The following is a 13,549-nucleotide window of genomic DNA, read 5'->3' as shown; positions in this document are numbered from 1 at the left end:
CTCAGAGTTTTTACAAGTTTTCGTGCGCAGCTTAACCGAAACGATGAATGGCAGCTCTGCTACCTTGCTATCTCGATGGGCGTACCCATTCACCGAGGAACGCCTTCCTTGGCATGGATAAACCTGTCTTCTGAGTTATCGACGCTCCAAACAAATTTTTAGCCCACGTCAGCATCCGGCCTTCTTGGCTTTCTGCCACGCAACAAAATCTTTAATCAGATAGCTTCCGACCACGGGCGGCGAGCCGGGACGGGCCGCTAGGTCCACTAGGCTGCTCGACGAGGGGTCAACCCCGTACACCTCAGCATGCCTGATTAAGGCTTCGAGAGCAGACGCTGTGCACTCGAAGGCGCGTTGGTAGTCCGAGGCTGTGTTGGCGGTTTTAGCGGCTGCGCGACGAGCGGTGTCGGACTCGGCGTTCGGCATATGGCGGGCCACAAACGCCTCAAGTCGTCTTTTGTCCGCCTCCAAGTTCGCGATCCGTAGACGGGCCTCGACTAGCTTCACCCTTAGGATAGCTGCCGACTGCGTGTCGTCCCCGATCAGGCTAGCTGCCCCGAGCTGGCGCGCCACGTGCGCCTCCAGCAGCGTTCTGTATCGGGGGTTCCTGCGCAGTTGCCCGGGCGTCCGCCCACAGGTGGGTGCCACGTGAGCGGTGAGTGAGGAGACGTTTTTAAACATGGTGCCAGCCCTCACGGAAGTTAGAGCCTGCCGGAGCGCCACCTCGACGAGGTCGGCCGCTCCCTGATGGTAACAGCGTGCATTGTATGACCCTTTGGGCGCTGGCATTGGTTAGCCAAGCCCGACGGCGCCACCGTCCAAAAGGAGGCGCGTCGAGCGCCCTACCGGAAGCTTGCCAATGCTTAAGGCCAGTTCCTCCAGGTTGGCACCCTTGGCCTTCAAAGATACGGTGATAAGGCTGGCGAGCGCCGCGATTTCGTCTTCCTCCTCGTCGGGCACATCGATAGGCTCAAGTCCGGCGTGGATGCGTTTTCTGAGGCGGCCTGCCAGGAGCCGCAGTCGATCGGTCGCCATCGTCGGGTAGACGTTCGCCTCGACCACACGCCTCAAAATGAACTCCCGTTCGGATGAGGGCTTCACGACCCGGATGAGGTGACGCCGGATTATCTCGGGTTCCTCGGTGTGGATTGCCTCGGCACTGGCACCGCGCTTGATGCGCATGTCCTCCAAAATCTCTTCGGCCAGCAACCAGCCAAGGTATTCCTGGATGTCAGCGTCAATGGCGTCGTAGAGCTCGCCCAGCTCGCCCGCCGCATCGCCGCGGGCCGCTAGCTTCCGGTAGGTCTCCTGACCCGCGCGAATACGCTCCGACAACAGTCGTTGTTTTGCAACAATGGCAGGCAGGTGATCCACCGATTTGCATGCCAAGGGACATGAGCCGCAGCGGAACGGAGCTTTCGTAATAGCAATGACTTCAGCGGAGCAATCCTCCCCGATCGGGCAGACGTGGGTCTCGCGGAAGACGAGGCGGGACATGGGCGACGTGCGCAGCAGGTCGAGGCCGGACGCGCCCTCGGCGTCCGACTCTAGAATTGGCCGGAGTGCCACTATGCCGAACCGCACAATGGCTCCCTCACGGTTGCTCGAGAGCGAGCGGACAAGCGCCGAGTTGACGTCAGCGGCCTTTATGAAAGCAGGCCCCTCCCGGATGGGCGCCGGATCGGGCATGGCGCTGAGCATCGCAAGGTCAGCGTGCAGCAGCTTGTTAGATAGCGAGTCGGGCTCGGGATGGTCGTAATGCGCCGTCACCCTTGCGTTGGCTTGCCCCACTAGATTTGCAAGGTCCCCTAAAGAAATGAAAGGTGACCTCCGCGTAATGAACGTTGAGCGCGCGGAGTGGGGCGTATAGAGCCGCTCGTAGCGCAACGGGCAATACTCTCCTCCATGCGACGCACGCCCTAGGGGTTCTGCCTTGATTGGTTTGGGAAGCAAGAACACCACCGGTTCGATCGGTAGCATGTGTGTTTGGAAGCAGGAAAGCACCCAGGTCCAGGCGTTGTCATACATCCCGTCGCGCACAGGATTTCCCGAGCGTAGGTCCCGGAACAGTGGAACAAGAGGTGCGAATCGGGAGTGGGCGCGCCCCTCGTAGTGGACCTCCTGGTCCTGGATTCCGTGGGCATCCTGCTCAGTTCTCTCCCTCAACAGTAGGGCGCGGACACGGGGTAGGATCACGGTGTCGAACGGGCCACCAACCTTGTCCGTGTTGACGTGAAGGTGAGCCACGTCGCGAATAGGCTTGCCGGCGTTCGCTTGATCGAACTTACGCTTGCAGAGCCACTGCATGCTTTGGAAGCGCAACCCGGTTTCCAGCGTTGCGATGATGAGGCGCAGTACCGTCAGTGAAGCGCCGCGCCTGCCGCGCTGCGGCCGGATGGATGCGAATGGGACCCTACGGATAGGGTAAGCGCGGTTCATGTGCCAATAAACAGGAATGAAACCAAAGTCATCCGGATTGCCGACCGACGCCTTGTAGGGCAGCTCAATCCCTTGCCCGTTGACGTACTGTCCCCATGCCTCGACGGCGTATAGCCACAGGAGGAGGTGAGGAAGGACCGAGCGCCCAAAAGGCAACTTGTCCGTGCCACGGGAGCGGGCGCCCCGGACGCGGGGCAGGTCGAACTCTTTCGAGAGCGGGTTTGCGAAGCCTGATCCGGCAATCTCCGGGTCATCCTCATAATTCAAGGCAATGAAGCTGAAAAATTGCCATGCATGGTGGATGACCGAGTATTGACTGTCGGCAGATGGATAGCGGCGTCGGATGTAGGCAAGCAGGCCCGCCGCGTGCATCTGTTCGTCCTTGGGGTCGACGAAAAGGCCGCGACGGAAGGCGGCAGGATTTCGAGGAGGTTTGACGGGCAGTTCATCAAATGAGCACCAGATTGGGAGAGCCACCCCGAGGTAGTCAGCGAGGCAGCGCAGCGCGACCCCGGGTGCCTTCTGATCCTCCATGCCCCTGCGAATGCGGTACTCCATGTAGCGATCGAACAGAACGCCCCAGGTTCGGCGAGCTTCTGCATCCAATATCACGTCCAAGAATGAGTGGTCTGACATGTCGGACCACCAGCCGTCGCGGCGACGACTCACACCAAAGATCATATCTTCGATTGCCTCCGCCCCTCCTTGACCAGAGGCGAAGCGTTCAACCATTTCCTCGACATGCGAGTCCGCCGACGCTTCTGCCGCTCGCGCTGCGACTCCTCGCGCAGCGCGCCTCGCTCGCACAGCCGTCTTCTGCTCGGCATCGCGTTCGGCAAGCGCTTCATCGATACGATCGAACGAGATATCCCGGCGGAGACGTCGGGCAAAGTAGAGCTCAAAACGCCGCAGGTCATCCGCCGAGAAGCCAAGGCGTGCGGGCATGGCTTCGAGTAGCTTGCTAAGAAGCAGTTGGACGCAAGGTCCGGGCGCCCGAGCGACGAATCCCAACCTGCCCTTCCGGCAATCCGTAAGGAGCTGGTTCACCTCTAGACTGCCCTGCATGGTAATGCGCTCGGGTCGGGTCCATGCCGTAGACGGTAGCCACGCTGTGGCATGCGACTTCAAGCGGAATGCGCTGGTCCCCGCAGCGCCCTCCTCGGGAAAGGCGGCACAGAAGGTGTAGATCTCTGCAGCCGTCGTAGCCCCCTCCCTAACGTCGTCCACAGACCCCAACGGGACGGTAATCGGGAGCAGAATTGCCTCGCTGGTCCACAATCGCAGAAGCACTCTGCGGGCGGCACGCCGCAGGTTGGCGAAGTGGCTTACTGCCAGTCTTTGATCGTAACGGCTTCGCCTGTAGATACGCTCCATTGCCGACGAGGAAACCGCATTTGCGGGGTGTGAGGCGATTATGCAGAGGTCATCCACAAAGTCGACGGCATCCCTGGGTTTGACAAGCGACGGCGCTTTAAGGTGCTCGAAGGCTCGTCGATCCCGCTGCGCCACGTTGCTGTCCGCAGCACGATGCCACCAAGCCATCTCGAACTCGGCCCCAATCTCGCTGCATGCGGCGGCGATGGCGTCGCGGAGATCCGGGACGAGCAGTAGCGCCGTTGGCTGGCGGTTGACCTGCGCGCTCGGTGCAAATCGGTCCTCACTCACGACAGCGCTTGGTCGAGACGGTCAGCCTCGTGCCGCAGGCGACGCACCACGAAGGACGGCAGCGCCGCGACGTCCATCCCGCCGCCCACGACGTACTCATCCGCCCATGCAAGCTTGGCTGCGAGAATAACGCGATCCGGCCGGGCATAGTGTGCCGTCGTCGCCCTATTGCGGTGGCCCATGAGGCGCTGAACCTCGTTTAGTTGAAGGCCATAGCCGCCTGGCACGGGGATATAGTTCAGCATGTAAACCCCGTAGGCGTGCCGCAAGGAGTGCAAGCCCCAACGGCTCTTTCGCGGTCCCGGTATCTCAGCACGGCGGAGCGCGGCATGAAACGCCTTGAGTCTCGCCGTGTCCGTAAGCAAGTGCATCGGCCGGCCGCGATTGGTTCCCGGCCGGATGTCCTGAAAAAGGTAGCCGTGGCCGCAGCCCGGCACGTACTCGCCTAGCAAGTACGCAGTCAGCGCCTCGAAGAAGCGGGTCTTTAGTGGCTCGAAAAGGTAGACCTCCGCCACGGCCCGACCTTTGAAGCGCTCCGGACGGTGGGAGGGCTCATCCGGGCGGGAACGGTCGAACGCGGGATCCTCAACAAAGAGGGCACGTGCCTTCGGGTCAATGTGATCCAGTTTCAACGCCATGGCCTCCGAGGTCCGGATGCCGCCGCCTGCAAGCAGCAGCCATAATGCTCGGTCACGGTGGCTGCGCGCCGAGGCGAACAGCGGGGCGAGTCCATCGAGCGGGAAGTCCAGCCCGGCCTCATCGAGTTGCGCACGCGCGTCCCGAGGGAGGGTGAGGTTGCGCGGGCGTTGAAGGCCTTCCGGGTGCAAGCGGATGACATTGGCCAACATGGAACTCTGCTTCAGCGCCTTCCGCTGCGACGCAGTAAGGAGCGCGTGCCCGCTGACTACACGGATGACGCCGGATGGATCCGGAGGGGGGGAGGTGAAACCCGCCGCCGCGGCCCGGTCCAGCTCGGCCTGCAAGACAAGGTTTGATTGCCTGAGAAACAGGTTGACGGCGGCGACGGTGTTCGCGGCGATTCTGACGGAGTGTAGGTCCAGCGCTTCTGCTACGGGCTTCGCCCATTGCAGGAAGGAGTCGGATTGAGAGTTCTCCGCGGTCCGAATCTGCGTCGCCCTGCCGATAACCTGCAGGTAGCTTTCAACCACACGGTTAAGTTCGTGGGCCGGAACCGCTACGCCGAACACCCGGGCCTCCGTCAAATAGTCGAGGAATGCCGCAACGACCTCCAAATAGCGCTTCACGGTGGCACGCGCGTACGCCCGACGGGTCAGGAATTCCGCAAAAGCGTCGAAGGTGGCCACAGGGTCACCGTCGTTGTCGACAAGACGGAGCACAGTGACGCCGCCGATGATGCGGGACTGCTTTGTAAAATGGCGCACTGCTGTCTTCCACCTCCATAGATGTCTGGCTGTGCCGGTGCTTAGGCGATCAACATTTGACCCGCGCTCTCAGGAAGAACTGAAGCAAAGAGGCTAAAATCCTCAGCAAAATTCAAAAAAACGGTCATAATTAGAGTGAAAAATCTCATGAAAACGCCGCTCCGCATGAAAAATCTACTGATAGACAAACACTAAACCGGCTATAATGCAATTCGTAATCTACGGTATATGCAAAAAGCAAAAAATTTACATTTTTAGTTTGTTCTGTATGTAATTAATTAAGAGAAAAATATCCAGTCCTGAAAATATGAAGTAATATAGACCGCTTGTGACTGGCCTTAGCCTCTCTGGCGAAGTCATGGAGCGGGTATACTCCCCCCATTGGTTTTGCTGGCTGCTGATGCCCAAGCGCCGCTGTGGCTCGGACTCCATAATAGTTCTTCTGGAGCCTTTGATCCGCATGCCATAATCCCTGCCTAGATCCGCTGAACCCGTTGGAAACGCTGCATGTCAGAGCTGACCATCCTACCCGCGGCGGACCTGGCGCTGGCCGCCGGCTATGCTCGTCAGGCCCTGGCACCAGCGACGCTCAAGGCCTATGCGGCCGACTGGGCGGAATTCTCCGCGTGGTGCCGGCAAAGAGGCGTCTCGGCCTTACCCGCCAATCCCGCCACCGTCGCGGCCTATCTGGCCTCGATCGCCGTCAGCCATGCCCGCTCGACCCTGCGCCGCCGGCTAGCGGCGATTGGCCGGGCACACCGGATGAAGAACGCTGCCTGGACGACGTCACACCCGATAATCCGCGACACCTTGGCCGGGATCCTTCGCCGCCATGGCATGCCGCAGCGCCAGGCCGCGGCGATCGGCACCGCCGAGCTGCGTCAGCTGGTAGCCACCTGCAGCACCGATCTGGCGGGGCAGCGCGACCGGGCTTTGCTATTGCTAGCCTTTGCCGGTGCGCTGCGTCGCTCGGAACTGGTCGCCGTGCAGCGCGAGCACATCACCTTCACCGTCGACGGGATGAAGCTGCTCATTCCTCGGGCCAAATCCGATCAGGAAGGCCAGGGCGTCGAGCTCGGCATTCCACGCGGCCGCAAGCCCGAGACCTGTCCAGTCCGGGCGATGGAGGCTTGGTTGCGCGTCTCCGACTGTTCGTACGGCCCGGTATTTCGCAAAGTCGACCGGTGGGGCACGGTGGAACGGACCGCGCTGCACTCCTATGCGGTGCCCAAGCTCCTGGCGCGCCGGGTTGTCCTGGCCAAATTGAGCAGCTCCGGGCTCGAGCGTCTCTCGGCGCATGGCCTGCGCGCCGGCTTCATCACCGAAGCCTACAAGGCCGGAGCCCGTGACGAAGTCATCATGGCGCATTCCCGGCATAAGGACGTTAGGACCATGCGCGGCTATGTCCGGCGGGCCAAGCTGGTCGCCGAGAGCCCCGCCGGGCTGGTCGGGCTCTAATCGTACATCTAAGCTCCTTACACGGAGGGCTCTGCATCTCATGCGTGTGGTGTCCGCTCAGCACGCGGTGGGCGATGGGCTGCGACGCAGGTGGCAGCATTGCTGCGCCGCATCGGTGATGAACCATCGTGACCTCCACGCCTTCTTTATCTTCAAGGCTGCTTATTTCGGGAGCACAGTGTGGCCACTGTTTTCATGTCCTATAGCCACCTCGACGAAGCTATGCGGGATCGGCTTGAAACGCACCTGGCCATGCTCAAGCGTGAGGGTGTCATCGACGCTTGGCATGACCGTCGGATCGTGCCGGGACATCCACTAGATGCCAGCATCATGGCCGAGGTTGAGGCGGCGGATCTGTTTCTCTTCCTGCTCAGCGCCGACTTCCTCGCGTCTAACTACTGCTACGATATCGAGATGCATCGAGCACTGGAACGGCACGCCACTGGCGAAGCGGCCATTCTCCCGGTAGTGCTACACTCCTGCGAGTGGAAGCGCACGCCACTTGGGAAGCTCCTGGCAGTTCCGCGGGACGGCAAACCGGTTGCCAAATACCCATATCAGGAGGACGCCTATCTTGAGGTGACTGAGGCGATTCGGAAAGCGGTTGCTGCTCTTGGGCATCCTCGTTCAACCCGCGGAACCGGTACGTCGCTTGGCTCTGTCAAACAGTCCCGAGGAGGGCAGAGTGGCTCGGCGACGCTGCCGCCACACCCACGCAGCAGCAATCTTGCCATTCGAAAAGTGCTTACTGAAGCTGATCGCCACGCTTTTTTGGAGGACGGATTCGAGTTCATTGCTCGATTCTTTGAGGAGTCTTTGTCAGAGGTGGAGCAGCGTAACCCTGGCGTGGAAGGCCGGTTGCGCCGCAATGGGGCCGATGCTTTCACGGCGCGTGCCTTTCGCGGCGGCAAGCAGGAGGCACAGTGCCGGGTTCAACTTGGCGGAATGGTATCGGGGAACGGTATCTCGTTCTCGTACGATGCCAATGCACAGCTTGGGTCATTCAACGAGTACCTGTCAGTGCGGGCTGACGATCAGGGTCTTATGTTTGACGCTATGGGTATGTCGACGATGTCCGGCCGTGAGCCAAAAGGGCTCACGGCACAAGGTGCTGCGGAGTTTTTATGGGCGCTATTTATCCGGCCTATGCAGGGTGAAGGACGTTGGTGAAGTCTCCAACTTAAGCAAGGGAGATGGCCACCGGACATACTGCCTGGAGGCCGCTACGCCTGATTTTGCGAGCGATGCTGGTGCCGATCGACACCGTTGTATCCATGGTGTTGAGGTGGAACTTGCAAAAGCTGCTGCCACCCTTGTCGCGCGGACTTCCTGCGGCTTGACAGACTGTCTTGTGCATTCAGCCCGCGCAGCAGGACAGCTTCGTGACCTCCCTGGAGAAGCTCAACGCGCCCAGCTTTAGTGCCTCGACTGTTGTCAGATAAGGGAAGATCGTCGCGGACAAGTCGGCTACGGTCAGCCCGTGCTTCACCGCCAGAACGGCGGTCTGGATACTGTCCCCGGCCTCCGGCGCCAGCATATGCGCGCCTAGAAGCCGTCCGCTGCCACGCTCTGCCACCAGTTTAACTAGCCCCCGCGTGTCGCGGGCGGCCAGTGCCCGAGGCACTTGGTTGAGCGGCACGACCCTAGTCTCGACTTCCAGGCCTGCACGCCGGGCCGCCGCTTCGGTTAGGCCGACCTTCGCCACCTGCGGGTCGCTGAAGACTATCTCCGGCATGGCCATGGCATTGTAGCGCGACGCGCCTTCGTCGCCGACCGCATTCTCCGCTGCGATCTTGCCGCCGTGAGCGGCCATGTAGACGTAGAGGTCCCTGCCGGTGACGTCACCCGCCGCGTAAACCCTCGGTCGTGTTGTGCGCATCCGGTCATCAACCTGGACAGCTCCTCGGCCGTCCATCGCCACGCCAGCTTCCTCCAGACCCATTCCGGTCGTGTTTGGCGTTCGGCCAGTAGCAACAAGAACGCGCTCAGCGGAAAGCGTCACGGTGGTGCCTTCGCTGTCCCGGACGACGAGTTCGACTCCGCCGTCTCCGGCCTGTCGGATGGCCTCGTAGGACACACCGTGGCGGATATCGACGCCCTCTGCTCGGAGGTATTCGGCCAGCGCCGCGCTCACCTCCGGCTCCGCGCCGGGCAGCAGCCGTGAGCGGCACACGATCGTCACGCGCACGCCGAAGCGGGCGAACATCTGGCCGAGCTCGACGCCGATGACGCCGCCGCCGATCACCAGGAGCGAGGCGGGAAGCGCCTCGACCTCCATCGCCGTCGTACTGGTGAGCCAGGGGACCGTGCCCAGCCCGTGGATCGCCGGTGCAGCAGGTGACGTCCCGGTCGCGATGATGACCTTGCCGGGCCGGTAGGCCGTGTCCCCGACCATGACGGCTCCGTCTGAGGTGAGACGCGCCCGCCCCGGGACGTAGGACACGTTGGGGTAGTCGGGCAGGAGGTTGGCGTATTTCGCCTCCCGGAGGCTAGCGACCAGCTCATCCTTCTGTGCGACGAGGGCTTTCCAATCCTCCAGCCGCGCCGATGCGGTGATCCCGGCGAAGCGCGAAGCCGTGCGAGCCTGGTGCAACGCCTCCGCCGCCCGGATAAGCGCCTTCGACGGCACGCAGCCGATGTTGACGCAGGTGCCGCCGATGGTCCCGTCGCCAACCAGCACAACCTTCGCGCCGAGCTCCGAAGCGCGGATCGCTGCGGAGAAGCCCGCTGACCCGGTGCCGATCACGACGAGGTCCGGAGTGCGCTTGCCGTGGCTCGGCTTGGCACTGCAGCAGTCATGCTGGACGGGCTCTGGTGCGAAGAAGTTCACGGTGATTCCTTTACTTTTTTTGGTCCGGCAGCCTAGGCGGAGCGCTGACGCCGGTAGATCGCGTAGGCGACGATCCCAAGGAATAGGGTCATCGCCGGGATCAGGACGTAATCCAGGTAGCCGAGCACGGCCGAGAGGCCGACGGCACCGAGCAGGACGGCCAGTACCGGGGTGGAGCAGCACAGAGCGGCCACTACGAAGCCAACAATGCCGGTGGCCATGAGCTTGCGGTTTCCATGTCAGTGGTCCTCTCCCACGCGCCCGGCGGAACCGTCGCGGTCGAGCGCGGCCGCCATGACGGCGGTAGGCGCCAAATGGGCGACGAAGCCCGCCGGAGGGCAGCAGAGGCCGCCCTGGACAACGGCGACGGCGCCGAGGGCGAACAGCCCTGCAGAGGCGGCGGCTAGAGGAAGGGCGAGCCTCATGCCCCGTCCTCCTCGGACCGCGGGGCGAGCATTGGCACGAACAGGCCTTTGCCGACCTGCAGTGCCGCTTCCATCGAAAGCTGGAATCCGGCGCCGCCTGGGTCGACCCGATGGCGCCACGCCACAAGGTGTTCGTTGGTGCAGAAGAACAGCTTCACGGTGCAGCCCGACGTTGCGCCGCACTCGTCGGCGTACCGGATCCCCGCCCACACGACGGCAGTGGCAGGCGCCGCCGAGGCGAGCGCGCGGCCCTTGTCGTGCATCGTGATCTGGATAGGTACGCCGCACTCGGGGCAGGAGGACTCAACGGCCGTGTCGCAGCTGAGCATGGCTCCCATGCCGAGGGCATCGATGGCGCAGAGGGCGTACACCACGGCCAGTTTGTCCAGTCGGACGCGATGGCCGGTCTCCCGCGCACTAAAGGGGTAGGCGGCCGTCACGGCCGTGCCACGCTCTTCCAGAACCACGAGATCCCGCCGCCGCAATGCGCGCAGTATTTCGGCGACCGTGGGCTCGGCCAGGCCGGTCCCGGCGGCCAGCCGCGCCATGTCCGGCGCCGCGCCGGAGTGGGCGAAGCCGCGCAGCACTGCTCGCCAGACCCGGTCCTCGGCCGCACTGAGGTCCGACCACTTCTCCGCCCTTTGCGCCGCGACCATGCTCGCGGCGAGCGCGTCGCGCGCCGTTGGCTCTGTGGTCAGAGACCAGTCCGGCATCAGCACGCCGGGACGCAGCGCGAAGGTTTGGCCGACGGCACCGGTTGTCCGCTCAATGGTGTCCATGGGACCTCCGAGGACTTTGTAGGCCTCCCTATTGCACCGCCCGCGACGGAAAGCCGGCGTTGGTCGTCGCCTGCACCAGGGCCGCAACATCTGCCTTCGCGGTGTCGAAGGTCACCGTCGCGGTGGCCGTTCCCGAGCGTTCGGTGACCGCCACCCGGCTCACGCCGGGTACGCGGGTGAGGGTGCGCTTCACGATAGGGGCGCAGGTGACGCAGGAGACATTTTGCACCTCGAGAGTGGTCGTCTGTTCGACGGCGAAGGCCGTGGCGCCAGTGGCCAAGACGAGGCTGAGGGCAGCGGCAAGGCAGATAATCGGTTTCATGTCCGGCTTCCCTTCCAGAATGGCTACAGAATGATCGACGCGGCGTAGGGGAAGGCGAGAGCCGCCACGACGAGGGTAGCCGTGCTCCAGAGGGCGACCTTGGCGATCCGATCGGAGGCCGGTCGGGCGCAGTACGAACCTTCTGCACAAGCCGTAGCTTTGGGCTTGCGGTAGATCGCGAAGAACCCGGCTGCGAGGCAGGCTAGGGCGACGGCTACAAAGATCGGCTGATAGGGCGCCAGGGCCGCTAGGTTGCCGATCCAGGCACCACTGACGCCGATAAGGAACAGGCCCAGAGGCAACAGGCAGCAGCTCGACGCACCAAGAGCGGCCAGCAGCCCCACCGTGGCCAGCAACGCCTCGGGCGAGCCATTTCCATCCCCCACCCGCTCCCCCGTTTCATCTAGGGCGAGGACATTCCTTTCTGCTTGATCACTCATCGCTACCTGGCCCTTCTCCGTCATCTGGATCAAGATAGGATCTGTAGTAACTACAGGTTCAAGAGTGAATCTACGCCCTCCGGGAGATGGCAATGGACAGCAGCAGGCAGCACGGCATTTCGATAGGCGACCTTTCCATGCGGACGGAGGTCAACATTGAGACCATCCGGTACTACGAGAAGGTCAGCCTGCTGCCCGCCCCCGGGCGGACGGAGGGGCGGCATCGGGTGTATGGGCCTGCACACGTCGCGCGGCTCACCTTTGTGCGCAGAAGCCGTGAACTGGGCTTTAGCCTTGAGGAGATCCGTAGCCTCCTGAGACTTGTCGATGGCGGCCACAGTTCGTGCACGGACGTTCAGGCTGTGACCCTCGAGCATCTCGAGGACGTGCGGAAGAAGATGGCCGACCTTCAGCGGCTGGAGCGAACCCTTAGTGAGGTCGCGTCACGCTGTCAGGGCGGGTCGGTGCCGGATTGCCCCATCGTCGAGGCTCTGTACGCGCTCGCGCACGGCGCCGAGACCTAACCGCTCTTGCAGGGCTCAGGAAAACCTGATTACGCGTAAACCTCAGCCAGTTTGAGCAGGTGATAGGGCATCGGTGAGGTTTGCGCGGCAGCCTTGGTCAAGCGCGCCAGCATGACCGCGAGGTCATGGCGACGGTTGAAGCGGTACTCGAATTCGGCGAGGTAGCGGGGCACGTGCTTCTGGGAGATCGAGCGGTAGGTCCCGGCGATCGCCGCCTTGATGTTGCCGAGCGCGGTGTTGATCCACTTGAAGGCCGGCGTGCGGGCCCGCGCTTGCCGCCCGAGCGCTCGCCGCCGAGGTAGGCATCATCGAGTTCAACCCGCCCCGTGAGTTTCCTGTCGGCGTCACGCTCCAGCATGACCTGCGCCAGCTTGTGCTTGATGGTCCAGGCGGCGGTCTGAGTCACGCCGAGGCGGCGGCCGAGCTCGATGCTGGAGATGCCCTGCTTGCTTTGCGTTACGTGGTAGATGGCACGAAACCAGATCCGCAATGGCAGCTTGGTGGCGGCGAAGATGGTGCCGGCGATGAGCGAGGTCTGCCGCCTACAGGCGGTGCATTGGAAGAGCCGGCGCGACGTCACCTCGCTGTGGCGTTGTCCGCCGCAGGCGGGACACTCAAAGCCGTTCGGCCAACGCCAGCGAAAGAGGATCTCGCGGCAGGCAGCTTCGGTACCGTACTGGCGCTCAAACTCGGGTTCACTGAGCCCCTTCTGGAACTGCACCGAGTTGCGGGACACGGCATCCTCCTGAAGACGCTTAACTGTTCCCTATTTGTACTCTATCGCAAGCGGCTGAGGAAGCCGCGTAATCAGGAAAGAGTTCGTAGATGGCGCTCTTCCGCTCAGTGAAGGCGAGCTCGGCGGGGACTCACCTTTAGCTACCCTCCATGGTCACCTACGGCAATCTGGTCGTCATGTGACGGCTGAGCCAAGCGGCCTGGACCACATTTCAGGTGCCCAGCGTGGTGAGCCGTTTCACGATCCGAGAACTGCCTTGCTACGAACAAGCCTCAGGAAGACCTCCTCGAGGTCCGGCTGGCGTGTCGTTACCCCACTTACCTGAAGGCCAGTTACACGGATGGCGCCAAGGATGTGGTCCACGGTGTCGCTCCCATGACTGTATTGGAACACCAGGCGCTGCGGCATTGTTAACACCGGACTAAAGCGGCGAAGCCCGGTGGGGACTTCGGTAAGGGGTAGGGAGACCTCGACGATCAGTTCCTGGTCCTCTGAACCGCCCCGGGTTTGCTGGAGGCCCTACCTGTT

Annotated in this window: 11 protein-coding genes and 1 pseudogene; 3 read left to right on the top strand and 9 right to left on the bottom strand. The window is 62.6% G+C overall.

What is annotated here, in order from left to right; genetic code table 11:
- Positions 1–792 precede the first annotated feature (792 nt).
- Both QWZ14_RS06900 and QWZ14_RS06895 read right to left on the bottom strand, forming a co-directional pair.
- Entirely contained in the window at positions 793–3,384 is a 2,592-nt protein-coding gene (locus QWZ14_RS06900; protein ID WP_290315895.1) for a hypothetical protein, read from the bottom strand.
- A gap of 716 nt (positions 3,385–4,100) precedes the next feature.
- Complete coding sequence (locus QWZ14_RS06895) at positions 4,101–5,507, bottom strand: tyrosine-type recombinase/integrase (protein ID WP_290315894.1); 1,407 nt, start codon at positions 5,505–5,507, stop codon at positions 4,101–4,103.
- Between the two features lie 507 nt (positions 5,508–6,014).
- Between QWZ14_RS06895 and QWZ14_RS06890 the strand changes: the two genes are divergently transcribed.
- Positions 6,015–6,965, top strand: a complete 951-nt coding sequence (locus tag QWZ14_RS06890) for a tyrosine-type recombinase/integrase (RefSeq protein ID WP_290315893.1) — start codon at positions 6,015–6,017, stop codon at positions 6,963–6,965.
- A 180-nt stretch (positions 6,966–7,145) separates the two neighbouring features.
- Positions 7,146–8,135, top strand: coding sequence for a toll/interleukin-1 receptor domain-containing protein (locus QWZ14_RS06885; RefSeq protein ID WP_290315892.1), 990 nt, complete (start codon positions 7,146–7,148; stop codon positions 8,133–8,135).
- Positions 8,136–8,322: 187 nt separating this feature from the next.
- Here the strand turns inward: QWZ14_RS06885 and merA are convergent, their stop codons facing one another.
- From merA to QWZ14_RS06855, 6 genes are read right to left on the bottom strand one after another with little or no spacing between them, the layout of a single operon-like run.
- On the bottom strand, positions 8,323–9,795 hold the full coding sequence (gene merA / locus QWZ14_RS06880) for a mercury(II) reductase (protein WP_290315891.1): 1,473 nt from the start codon (positions 9,793–9,795) through the stop codon (positions 8,323–8,325).
- 32 nt (positions 9,796–9,827) lie between these two features.
- Positions 9,828–10,016 (bottom strand): mercury resistance system transport protein MerF, encoded by a 189-nt coding sequence (gene merF / locus QWZ14_RS06875; RefSeq protein ID WP_290315890.1) that lies wholly within the window; start codon positions 10,014–10,016, stop codon positions 9,828–9,830.
- An 18-nt stretch (positions 10,017–10,034) separates the two neighbouring features.
- Positions 10,035–10,220, bottom strand: a complete 186-nt coding sequence (locus QWZ14_RS06870; protein WP_290315889.1) for a hypothetical protein — start codon at positions 10,218–10,220, stop codon at positions 10,035–10,037.
- The gene (gene merB / locus QWZ14_RS06865) at positions 10,217–10,999 is read right to left on the bottom strand and encodes an organomercurial lyase (RefSeq protein ID WP_290315888.1); all 783 of its coding nucleotides are present in this window, start codon (positions 10,997–10,999) and stop codon (positions 10,217–10,219) included. The genes QWZ14_RS06870 and merB overlap by 4 nt, the downstream gene beginning before the upstream one ends.
- Positions 11,000–11,027: 28 nt before the next feature.
- Positions 11,028–11,321: a cation transporter gene (locus QWZ14_RS06860; RefSeq protein WP_290315887.1), complete on the bottom strand. Its 294-nt coding sequence runs from the start codon at positions 11,319–11,321 to the stop codon at positions 11,028–11,030.
- A 23-nt stretch (positions 11,322–11,344) separates the two neighbouring features.
- Positions 11,345–11,785, bottom strand: coding sequence for a mercuric transporter MerT family protein (locus tag QWZ14_RS06855; RefSeq protein WP_290315937.1), 441 nt, complete (start codon positions 11,783–11,785; stop codon positions 11,345–11,347).
- 68 nt (positions 11,786–11,853) lie between these two features.
- Here QWZ14_RS06855 and QWZ14_RS06850 point away from each other — a divergent pair, with 68 nt between their 5' ends.
- Positions 11,854–12,285 (top strand): MerR family transcriptional regulator, encoded by a 432-nt coding sequence (locus tag QWZ14_RS06850; RefSeq protein WP_290315886.1) that lies wholly within the window; start codon positions 11,854–11,856, stop codon positions 12,283–12,285.
- A gap of 29 nt (positions 12,286–12,314) precedes the next feature.
- Here the strand turns inward: QWZ14_RS06850 and QWZ14_RS06845 are convergent.
- Positions 12,315–13,021: pseudogene (locus QWZ14_RS06845) on the bottom strand (IS1595 family transposase).
- Positions 13,022–13,549: the final 528 nt, after the last annotated feature.

The organism is Paeniroseomonas aquatica (assembly GCF_030409335.1).
GTDB lineage: Bacteria > Pseudomonadota > Alphaproteobacteria > Acetobacterales > Acetobacteraceae > Belnapia > Belnapia aquatica.
This window is presented reverse-complemented; position numbering and strand designations above follow the sequence as displayed.

Bases quoted from the DNA above. Each gene is read 5' to 3' on its own strand.
- QWZ14_RS06900 (WP_290315895.1), bottom strand. From the start codon at position 3,384: ATGCCCGCACGCCTTGGCTTCTCGGCGGATGACCTGCGGCGTTTTGAG.
- QWZ14_RS06890 (WP_290315893.1), top strand. From the start codon at position 6,015: ATGTCAGAGCTGACCATCCTACCCGCGGCGGACCTGGCGCTGGCCGCC.
- merF (WP_290315890.1), bottom strand. From the start codon at position 10,016: ATGGCCACCGGCATTGTTGGCTTCGTAGTGGCCGCTCTGTGCTGCTCC.
- QWZ14_RS06870 (WP_290315889.1), bottom strand. From the start codon at position 10,220: ATGAGGCTCGCCCTTCCTCTAGCCGCCGCCTCTGCAGGGCTGTTCGCC.
- merB (WP_290315888.1), bottom strand. From the start codon at position 10,999: ATGGACACCATTGAGCGGACAACCGGTGCCGTCGGCCAAACCTTCGCG.
- QWZ14_RS06860 (WP_290315887.1), bottom strand. From the start codon at position 11,321: ATGAAACCGATTATCTGCCTTGCCGCTGCCCTCAGCCTCGTCTTGGCC.
- QWZ14_RS06855 (WP_290315937.1), bottom strand. From the start codon at position 11,785: ATGACGGAGAAGGGCCAGGTAGCGATGAGTGATCAAGCAGAAAGGAAT.
- QWZ14_RS06850 (WP_290315886.1), top strand. From the start codon at position 11,854: ATGGACAGCAGCAGGCAGCACGGCATTTCGATAGGCGACCTTTCCATG.